Source organism: Mitsuokella jalaludinii DSM 13811 (assembly GCF_000702905.1).
Classification (GTDB): Bacteria; Bacillota; Negativicutes; order Selenomonadales; family Selenomonadaceae; genus Mitsuokella; species Mitsuokella jalaludinii.
The window spans coordinates 1-2,012 of record NZ_JNKR01000061.1 but is presented as its reverse complement, the minus strand read 5'-3'; the positions used below and the strand labels follow the sequence as shown (position 1 = coordinate 2,012).

2 protein-coding genes and 1 pseudogene are annotated in these 2,012 nt (G+C 44.6%); all 3 read left to right on the top strand.

Annotated elements, in window-relative coordinates; genetic code table 11:
• Nucleotides 1-218, top strand: a pseudogene (locus T518_RS12155) (L-fucose:H+ symporter permease); the annotation flags it as partial.
• 79 nt (nt 219-297) lie between these two features.
• Nucleotides 298-1,326 (top strand): aldose 1-epimerase family protein, encoded by a 1,029-nt coding sequence (locus tag T518_RS11175; RefSeq protein ID WP_155948187.1) that lies wholly within the window; start codon nt 298-300, stop codon nt 1,324-1,326.
• 26 nt (nt 1,327-1,352) lie between these two features.
• Nucleotides 1,353-2,012, top strand: a 660-nt coding sequence (locus T518_RS11170) for a PfkB family carbohydrate kinase (protein WP_036378991.1), incomplete at its 3' end; no start/stop codon positions are given.

Genomic DNA, 2,012 nt, shown 5'->3' with positions numbered 1-2,012 from the left:
GTGAAACGCTCAAAACTGTCGATAAAAAGTACACAGCTACGGCTGGCGCTGTCCTGGTCATGTCCATCATCGGCGGTGCCATCGTTCCGGCAATCCAAGGTTATGTCTCTGATATAACCGGATCCATGCAGTTCTCGTTCATTGTCAACTTCTTCTGCTTCCTCTATGTCGGCATTTACTTCTTCCAGAAGTATCGTGCAGAGGCAAAAGAAGCATAAGACTGTGCACAGCACCTGCATAAAGAAATTCCATGCTTGTAGATTGATTCGCAATGGATTCACTTAGGAGGTCATTTCCATGTCTATTTCTAGTAAAATTTATCTGAATAAATCTTATTTTAAAGAAAATCATACAGATATAATCGAGAATGATGACTTCAAAGTCACGTTATTCCGCTATCCATCTGGAATTGAATCCGTAAAGATTGCTAACTCCAAGGGATACGTAGAATTGCTTCCTTATATGGGACAAATCATCTGGGATGCTGAATTCAATGGCATCAGTTTGCGTCTCAAGAATATTTTCAAAGAGCCAAAACCTGCCACATGCATTGTTGATACGTACGGCTGTTTTGCTTTCCATTCCGGATTATTAGCTAATGGCTGCCCAGGACCTGAAGATACACATCCAATGCATGGTGAGTTCTCTTGTGCTAAGATGGATGAAGCATGGCTTGAGATAAGCGATGACTCAGTTTCGCTCGTCAGCAAATATGAATACTGCCAAGGCTTCGGTTATCATTATATTGCGCAGCCAAGTGTCTCCCTGAAAAAAGATGCCACTCGCTTTACTATCCACATGGAAGTCACGAACCTCACATGTACAGAAATGCCTTTGCAGTACATGTGCCATATGAACTACGCCTACGTTGATCAGGGACGCATTTCCTCTAACATCCCTGCTACAGCATTTAAACTGCGCGAATCCATCCCCTCGCATGTTCATCCAACTGAAAAATGGCTTGCATACAATGAAGAAATTAAAAAGTTGCAGAAAGAGGGCCGCAGCTTAGAGGTTCTTGACCAGCCTGACATGTACGATCCTGAGATTGTCTTTATGGCAGACCATATCGACCAGTACGCCCCAGATGTCACGGTAGAGATTGATTCCCCTAAAGGATACGGCTTCCGTACGGATTTCTCCACAAAAGACTTCACCAGTGCTACCCGCTGGATCATGAAGAACGACGACCTTCAGGTAGCAGCCTTTGTCCTGCCTGCTACTTGCCGTCCGGAAGGATTCCTCGCAGCTAAGAAAGCTGGTACTCTTCTCTACTTGAAACCAAATGAGAAGAAGACCTTCACAGTTCTGACGGGCCTGAAATAACATCATTGCGAAAGGAAGTATTCCCCATGAAAATAGCTGTAATCGGGTCGAATATGGTTGACCTGACTTCATATATCACACGCATGCCTGTACTGGGCGAAACACTGGAAGCACCTGATTTTTCCATGGGCTGCGGCGGAAAAGGAGCCAATCAGGCAGTTGCAGCTGCAAAATACGGTGCCGATGTATTGATGATGACAAAAGTTGGTGATGACGTTTTCGCAGATAATACCATCGCCAATTTCAAGAATGCTGGCATTGATACAAAATACGTTCAAAAAGTCCAGGGTGTATCTAGCGGCGTTGCACCGATTTTTGTAGACAAAAGCGGACAGAACAGCATCCTGATTATTAAAGGAGCCAATAAATACCTGCTCCCCAAAGACATCGATGACGCTGAAGAAGATCTCAAGAACTGCCAGCTGATCATCCTGCAGTTAGAGATTTCTCTGGAAACCGTATATTACGCTATCGACTTTGGTAAAAGGCACGGAATCCCAGTGTTATTAAATCCTGCACCAGCAACAAAGGAACTGCGTATAGACAAAGCCTGCCAATGTGACTTCTTCATGCCAAACGAAACAGAGTTAGCCATCTTGACAGAGATGCCAGTCTCGACACTTGATGAGGTGGAAGCCGCAGCTAAGAGTCTTGTCAATCGAGGCCTGAAAAATGTCATCGTCACC